The organism is Salicola sp. AFF1, from assembly GCF_056783195.1.
Genome location: NZ_JBXAYL010000045.1, coordinates 1 through 7,594, shown reverse-complemented (window position 1 = coordinate 7,594; position 7,594 = coordinate 1). Strand labels below are relative to the sequence as shown.

At 49.2% G+C, this 7,594-nt stretch carries 11 protein-coding genes; all 11 read right to left on the bottom strand.

Going from position 1 to position 7,594, the window contains the following annotated elements; genetic code table 11:
• Window positions 1–140: 140 nt before the first annotated feature.
• Window positions 141–986 carry an abortive infection family protein gene (locus tag AC1RQI_RS15920; protein WP_481905599.1) on the bottom strand — a complete coding sequence of 282 codons (846 nt, stop codon included), beginning with the start codon at window positions 984–986 and terminating at the stop codon, window positions 141–143.
• A 149-nt stretch (window positions 987–1,135) separates the two neighbouring features.
• Window positions 1,136–1,555, bottom strand: a complete 420-nt coding sequence (locus tag AC1RQI_RS15915) for a GNAT family N-acetyltransferase (protein WP_481905598.1) — start codon at window positions 1,553–1,555, stop codon at window positions 1,136–1,138.
• A 105-nt stretch (window positions 1,556–1,660) separates the two neighbouring features.
• Window positions 1,661–2,116, bottom strand: a complete 456-nt coding sequence (locus AC1RQI_RS15910) for an HIT family protein (protein ID WP_481905597.1) — start codon at window positions 2,114–2,116, stop codon at window positions 1,661–1,663.
• Entirely contained in the window at window positions 2,113–2,967 is an 855-nt protein-coding gene (locus AC1RQI_RS15905) for a macro domain-containing protein (protein WP_481905596.1), read from the bottom strand. The genes AC1RQI_RS15910 and AC1RQI_RS15905 overlap by 4 nt, the downstream gene beginning before the upstream one ends.
• Window positions 2,968–3,477, bottom strand: coding sequence for a TIR domain-containing protein (locus AC1RQI_RS15900; RefSeq protein WP_481905595.1), 510 nt, complete (start codon window positions 3,475–3,477; stop codon window positions 2,968–2,970).
• 115 nt (window positions 3,478–3,592) lie between these two features.
• Window positions 3,593–4,081 carry a hypothetical protein gene (locus tag AC1RQI_RS15895; protein ID WP_481905594.1) on the bottom strand — a complete coding sequence of 163 codons (489 nt, stop codon included), beginning with the start codon at window positions 4,079–4,081 and terminating at the stop codon, window positions 3,593–3,595.
• Window positions 4,082–4,184: 103 nt separating this feature from the next.
• Window positions 4,185–4,763 carry a hypothetical protein gene (locus AC1RQI_RS15890; RefSeq protein WP_481905593.1) on the bottom strand — a complete coding sequence of 193 codons (579 nt, stop codon included), beginning with the start codon at window positions 4,761–4,763 and terminating at the stop codon, window positions 4,185–4,187.
• 580 nt (window positions 4,764–5,343) lie between these two features.
• Window positions 5,344–5,610: a DUF2442 domain-containing protein gene (locus AC1RQI_RS15885; protein WP_481905592.1), complete on the bottom strand. Its 267-nt coding sequence runs from the start codon at window positions 5,608–5,610 to the stop codon at window positions 5,344–5,346.
• Window positions 5,570–5,809, bottom strand: a complete 240-nt coding sequence (locus AC1RQI_RS15880; RefSeq protein ID WP_440997258.1) for a DUF4160 domain-containing protein — start codon at window positions 5,807–5,809, stop codon at window positions 5,570–5,572. The genes AC1RQI_RS15885 and AC1RQI_RS15880 overlap by 41 nt, the downstream gene beginning before the upstream one ends.
• Window positions 5,810–5,857: 48 nt before the next feature.
• Window positions 5,858–6,112: a hypothetical protein gene (locus tag AC1RQI_RS15875; protein ID WP_481905591.1), complete on the bottom strand. Its 255-nt coding sequence runs from the start codon at window positions 6,110–6,112 to the stop codon at window positions 5,858–5,860.
• A 319-nt stretch (window positions 6,113–6,431) separates the two neighbouring features.
• A complete protein-coding gene (locus AC1RQI_RS15870) occupies window positions 6,432–6,962 on the bottom strand; it encodes a lysozyme family protein (RefSeq protein ID WP_481905590.1) in 531 nt (176 codons plus the stop codon).
• Window positions 6,963–7,594 lie beyond the last annotated feature (632 nt).

The window sequence follows — 7,594 nt, the reverse complement described above, 5'->3', positions numbered from 1 at the left end:
GAATCGGGGCATGCGAACAGCTCCTTGTTGCTCAGTGCCAGCCTACCAAATCGGGGGTTTTTCTACAGCCTCAACGCCTGGGCTCAGCGGCCGATTTGGAGGCGCACCGCGCCGGAAAAACGGTCCGCTGCAGCCCCTGGTTATGCATTTCCAGACCGTTTGATACAGTCCTGCAGATAACGAAAAACTGTATATATTGAATTAAGCGCCGCGGTTGCCTCCGGCTCCTCCAATAGATCATTTGCATGGGCGAGGCTAGCTTTGTTTCTTATGGTAGAGAAAGCATCAACAGCTGAAGCGAACGACTGAAGGATTTTTGTAATATCTTCACCTCTCGGCCCTTCAGGAGCCAAAGCGGGATGCGATTTACGAAGTAATTTGAACGCCTTTGATAAAGTAATATCAGCCTCTATTGGTATAGAAGCCTCTTCACACAAACCTATTAAATATGCATGTAACGCAGTATGTGCGCGATCTATTGCACTTGCCGCATTGGAGTGACCTACAAGAGCCTTGGCATCAGCTAAGGCTCTTGAGACTGTGGATTCAGCCGTATCATCACCTGGGTCTGGTGGCGACAAATGTTCTCCAGTTGCGGTTACCTCGTTATCAATGACCCGGAACGGAACGCTATGTTTTTCGAGAATGTTATTGACGTATTGATGGCCTGGAACGGCAACCCCCATTGACTCAAGCTTCTCGCAAGCGTCGCAAAACGCAGCAATAAATCCTGGAGCATCTGGTGCAGCTAGTCCGGCATGATATTCGAGGTCTGATTCAGCCCAAGACAGACTTGAGCTTCTAGCGTACTGGTCACCACTTGCTGCCGCGAAATACTCCTTAAAAAGCTCAATAATATCTTGCCGTCCAACGGCGTTGGACGAAGCCCGCCGCACTAGGCTGAGAAAATCTTGTACTGCATCCATCGTCAAAGGGACTGTTCCTCCCATCGGAAAGCGCAGTTCAACTGGCATTTCAACTGGCAAGGTAGATCATCCTCTTTTGTGCATAACGCTAAGGTAACCGGCGCCGGAGCGCCAGCGTAGGGAACCAAAATCGGTACGCTTTTGGCGTCCGGTTGACCGCCTGGTTAAGAGGCAATCTGCTTGTACATGACATCGACTGTCACTCCCTTTTATTCGCATCGCTCCATATGACTCCAGCCAAGTTTCTCATAAAGTTTCGAGGCGAACTCGGTGTACAGATACCAGGCATTAGCATTTAATCGAGCTGCCTCATATTCGCACCGAGCAATCAATTCCGTTGCTATTCCCTGATGCCGGAAGCCTTCTTTTACATAGACGGCTGCCAGCCAAGGAGATAAATCCGGTTTTGTGTCCATATCGTTCTGTACTAGCGCAGCCGAACCAACAAGCTGACTTCCTGACATTGCAATAAAGATTGAAGGAATGCCCTCTCGTCCCGCAGCATTAGAGATAGCTTCGGCTCGCCCTTCCAGAGTCAGCGACGGGTTCAAGTTCTTCCACTCTGCATGGTGAAGCTCCGCCAACTCAGCAATGAGCTCCCTTTTATCTGCTAGAGGAACGATTTCCACAGTCTTTGCCTCTTAACGCCCGGCTCACGCGCCGGTTTGGAGCCGCGAAGCGGCGGAAAATCGGTCGCTGTGCAGCCGATTGTTATAAATATATTATAAGCAGCCTTATAGGCTATATGAGCTGAATAAATGCCGAAGTTTGTCGGCAATATCCTCAGTTTCCTCTAAAGGTAATTCGCGGACATCACTCCATTCCGTTCCACCGGTTTCCAGGGTTCCTGCCACATGAAAATGTACATGAGCGATCGACTGGCTGGACGGCACACCATTGTTTTGCCAAATCGTAATGCCTTTTGGTTTAAACACACTCTCGATTGCTTTAGCAATATCTCTCACGGCAATAGCGAGTCTTCCTGCTTCTTCTTCAGTAACATCTAGTATGGTTTCAACATGCCGAGTGGGTATTACCAGCATATGGGGACAACCCCTCTGCTCTCTTGTCACTAGGATTGAAACCATATTCCCTTTATAGACAAAAGAAAAAGGTCTCTCACCTGACAAGTATGCACAGAATGCGCATGAATCATTATTAGGGAGTTGAAGGCTTGTGGGATCTTTCATGATGGGCTCAGTGAAGATAAGAAAGATTGAAGCTCTAGCCTGTCCAGTCGATCATAATCAGAAGGTTGGACCACTATTCGCAATTCATCTGAAATTTTGTGTTGCCGCGAAGCAAACATAAAAGATAAAGCGATTAAGCGTATAGAATCCTGTGCCGGAAGAAGATGTGACATTCTTGCTTGACCGCCGCCGATTACTGGCACGGAGATAGCGCCGTGATTTCCGAGTTCAGACTGTTTATCCCATAATGAAACTAGACTTTTCCAAACACCATCGACAGAGCCAAAAGCCTCATTTCTCTGATTCATTTCACAGTACGAAAGAAAATATATGATTCGTGGCGAATGTCGAACCGGAACCACTGTACCAACGCCATATTTCTCCGTCTTACCTTCCTTGTCAATTACCCCTACATGGCCGAGCTTGGATAAAGTGTGATGCAACTGCTTATCTAGCGCTTTTACATCTCCTCCATAAATATTATGAATAGTCTGCCCTAAAAGACTTCTCGGAGATATGATATATGGCAACTCTGTATCAAACGTATCGCAAACACCAACAACTAAGTGGCCATCTTGCTCCAAAAGATCACCTTTAATTATTTTTATTGTAGTTTTCGGCGCAGAGTAGTCCATTTCAATTGGACGAGGCCAAGACGCGATAAGGCCGGAAATAATGGAGATAAGAACCGTTCCGACTATTACACCCACGCCCTGAAGACTAGTGGCCTGTGACGGAAATACTATTATCACGAACTGAAATATCGCTGAAATAAATCCACCACAGGCAAATGCATTTACTAAAAAGCTCTTCCAAAATCTCCACGCTTTAATATCAGCAAGGATATTCATTTACAGTCCTAATTTTTTATATATGTCTTCGGTGTAGTAATGTGGCCCTGTATTGGACGAGCCACTATAAATTGGAGCATACTTGTCTAGAGCAAACTTTATAACCTTGGGCTGAAACGATACTGACAACGTATAGTAATCAGCATCCAACAGTGGCTTTGGAATAAAGCTACTATTAACTTTCCTGCCACCATCCTTATTGGCTATCACAATAGGAAGATCAAACTCCTGAATAATATCGATTTCATGGGCCAAGAATGAGTAATTATCTCCACCTTTTTTCTTCGCATCAGCGCTACCTATTAGGACAACTTGTTTGGCGTTTTTAAGCCTCTCACGCAGTCTGCGTTTTATCGTCTCTCTAGTGCTGGTATCCCTAGCCGCGAAAAGATCATGTGCATCGTAAAAGTTGAAGTCGATCTTATCGTTTTCTCGCCATGCCTCCATTAACCGATATAGTTGAATGTCCTCGCTGGCGAACGCGACATAGGTCTTATTTCTGTAACTCATCGCTCTGAAATCTCCTATTTATAACGCAGAGGTAACCGGCGCCGGAGCGACAGCGTAGGGGACCAAAAGCGGCACGCTTTTGGCGTCCGGTTGACCGACTTGTTAAAACCCGACATCAGGAACCACCAGGCTTAGCCAGTCGCACCGCAACATTGCTGTATTGCGATCCGGTTTCGTTATCATGCTGCGATCCGAAAAGGATGACCCATTGCCCCTGAACGAGCAGCAAATCGCCGTTGCCGGCACTGTTCACATTACCCGTTGTGTAACTGCCAGCATAGTTGAATTGAAATTGGTCGGGCGAGCTTGCGACTGGCTTGAGCTCATAACCGATGGACAAATCACCTGCAGAAGCAAAGCCTTTACCCTCGCTCGGTACGCTAACCTTTAAACGATCGGAATCCTCTAGGAAACTCGGCAGCAGGTCGGAGGGTAAACTATCCGGCTTGGTCGCCTGACACTCACAATACCGAACTTCCAACATTAACGATTTACCAGTGACATAGTCACCAGGAGCGGAGTTTCCGGCAAGAGCAAAGCCAGGAAGAAGGCACAGAAAGAGCAGATTAACCCGCCAAATAATTTGTGATGCGATCCGTTGCATGTGGCCTCCTGGTTTTTCGTTTTAACGCTGCCAGCATGCGCGCCTTTGTAGTGGAGGCGAAGCCGTAACGAAAAAGGCGTCGCCGTGCCTGGCCTGGTTATATTTAGTTGCGACCACCCTGAGACTTCACCTTTGGCAACTCCGGTAATTGGTTGCTTGAGAAAACCATCGCAATGTCTCTGATATCGCCCACAGAAAACTTTACGGGCTTTGGCGGTTCTCCGTTCTCACCGAACAGAACAAAGCGAAATTCGCTTTGATATTGGTACTCCGAGAACTTGCGGAACGGCCCCATTTGGCCATGATAGTCACGTTTATCGACGTATTCGACCGGACCGTGTAGCAGCCGCTTCCCGGCGTCTTGTGCTGCCGCCTTGTAGCGCCTCACAAACTCTTTTAAGTCGGTTATGATCACAGCCGCATCCCCGAAGGCAATATTTCGTTCATCGAAATGAAAGTCGGGCTTATCAGTAAACATGTACATACAGAGGATGTTTCGGCTTTCTTTTTCTCCGTATCTGTACATCAACGGACTTTGTGCACCACCAATCGGCGTCCAGTTTCCGGAGCTGTCTCGAATGGAGATTTCTTTGAACTGCCACGCTTCATCCACTCCTTCATGAGTATCTGACCGGAGTGCATCAGACGATTCAACCGTAACGAAATACGCGTCCGTATTCATGTACAGATTTCCGTCAAGGAAGTCAGCCACGTACTTTTGTGGAAGAATCTTGGCTAGTATGACTCCGTACGACATAGTTTCCTTCAAATATAACGAATAGCTAAGCGGCGGCCCGACAGGGCCGTCCGGTGGACGGCCGCAAGGCCGGGAACGAACTTGAGCGACTTGTTAGTGGCGGGCACTACGAAAAGCCGCTCCTCGCCAATAAACACAACTGCCCACTCCGTTGCCCCTGCACCGGCTACCGCCGATGCACCTGGATTGAAATCACCGCCTCGGTTGCGGTGAACGAACCTGAACTCAAGGGTAGCGGATCTGCAACTGGCTTGCGCCGGACAGCCCCACGACCGTGGCACCAACTTCTCCAACCGGAACAGAACTCGACTGAGCTACCAGTTCGCTCTCCGATGCTGACGGCCTTGGCCGAGCAACGGAATTTCCGGCTTTCTGCCAACCTTCCGCCAAGGCCCCTGGCACAAAGCCCACGAAAGGCCCGGAGCCACAGCCCACTAACGATAAGGCTTACGCGCCGGCTTGTAGGCGCATAGCGCCGGAAAGGCGGTCGCCGTAGAGCCGCAGGTTATGTGTTGCCGGCGACATTGGGGTAGCGTTCGGGGTGCTCGATGATCTCTTCCGTTAGGTCAACATCGAGGTCTGGCCAATGAAAGTGGCCCGGTGCCACTTCCTCAACATTGAGAATGGCCCGAACGGGCTGCTCCTTAAACCAAGGGAAGTCAGAATAGGGCATGAAAAGCTCATGATCGTGAGCAAGAAGCCATACGCCATGAGAGGAAATGTTCGTCACTTCAACTTCCGAAGTGTTGGAGCCAAGCGCTGACAAGCTCATCTCTGTGGCCCTCCACCAGTGCCTCAATCTCTTTCAGTTGCTGACGGCTATAGCCGTAGTTATTGGCCAGCTCTATGTCCGGCTCTATCCAGAATTTCGCCTCGCCGTCGCCCGAAATCACATGCACATGCTTTCGCGACTCTTCCCTTGAGAAGAAGAAAAATCGATAGCCCTTCTCCCTGAATACTGTCGGGCTCATTCAATCTCCCTGTAGCCAACCCATCTGACCCTATGATGCCCGACCCCGTCAGTCCATGCCAATCAAGGATTCTATGCCCTCTTCATCTATCGTCGTCTTGGCTTGCTCCAAGGCAGCGTGATCGCTCGGGAACTCATCATCCCAGACGGTCGAATTCCCGAACTCATCCACGACGTCCAGAATCCAGCCGCCATGATCCCCGCGATAAATGTCCACCTGAACGGACTGGCCATTGGACTCCAGCTGCTGACATAGCGGGCTCATTTCCACTTCGAAATCGTCATCCACAAGGACTACTCCCATTTATCGGGCTCAAACACACATAACGCTGAGCTAACCGGCGGAGGCAAGCCAAGCTTGCCTGCGTCCGGTTGAGCGACATGTTATGAACTGCTTGGTTGTCGCAGCAAACTTCTAATTAATAACGAAATGCCAATACTCGGCAACACGAACACTAAAAACCAACTCCCCCATATACCCGTCATATATATATAGTCGAGTTGGCAGGCAGCAGCATTGGGATCAACACAGAATTCCCGCATCGCATTATGCTTTAGGCCAACATAAAGTATTAAGCTTGCAGCAATCGCTGCTCCTAGGGTGCAGAATCCAAATATCTTCTTCATGCCGCGCAACCCCGCTTAACCCACGGCTTGCTCCTCATGATTTTTGCTACCCGTGCCCCATAGCTGTTGACTTTATTTGCTCCGACAAAGTTATATACAGTAGCGATCTTTTTTGGTGTTGGATCTTTAATCCGCGCAGCTATCCTGGAAAGCAGAATGACTCCGAACTCAATATTGTAATAGGGGCAGTCTAAAATCTCCCTTGTGACTCCTAATTCACGCCAGTATTTGTAATGGATGTTCATAGGCAAGATAGTTTTCCGAAATGGATAGAACTTGTCATACCAACCATGCGTGGTTTCCATGAATATTATCGCCTTCGCTAAACTCGGATCCACCCCATGTTTGGTGGCAACAGATTGAATAATCCCACACCATTTCGCGACTTGGCTAGCTATTTCAAGTTCATAAAAAGGCTCAGTACCATGTGCAGCAGGGTTCTCCTCAACGATAAAAACCGCTGGTGTATTGTTGACTATGCTATCTTTCCTAGCACTGCTATCTGATAAGACTGGTCCGTTGTCCATCTATCTCTCCAAGTTTATCCATGATTCATAACGGATAGCTAACCGGCGCCGGAGCGACAGCGTAGGGGACCAAAAGCGGCACGCTTTTGGCGTCCGGTTGAGCGGCTGGTTAGTGGCGGGCCCTACGAAAGCCCGCTCTCCGGCAATAACCACAACCGCCTACTCCGTTGCCCCTGCACCGGCTACTGCCGATGCACTATGACTGAAATCTCCGCCGCCGTTGCGGTGAACGAACCTGAACTCAAAGGTAGCCGATCTGCAACTGGCTTGCGCCGAACAGCCCCACGACTGTGGCACGAAATTCTCTAACCAGGCCGAACTCAGCAGAGCTACCAACTCCCTCTCCGATGTTGACGGCCTTGGCCGAGCACCGACATTTCCGGCTTTCTGCCAACTTTCCGCCAAGGCCCTTGGCACTGAGCCAACGAAAGGCCCGGAGCCACAGCCCACTAACGCTTGGCTTTGCGGCGCACCGGAGCCCAGCGTAGGTGCGTCCGACAACAGCCACTTGTTATGAGTCTTTTACGCTTAAACCAGACCGTCGAATGTAATCATCTAGTGTGTTTAAAGTGTCATGTATCTTTGCAACATGATAATTGAATTGACTAATTTCCTTAGTTTGGAGATCTGGA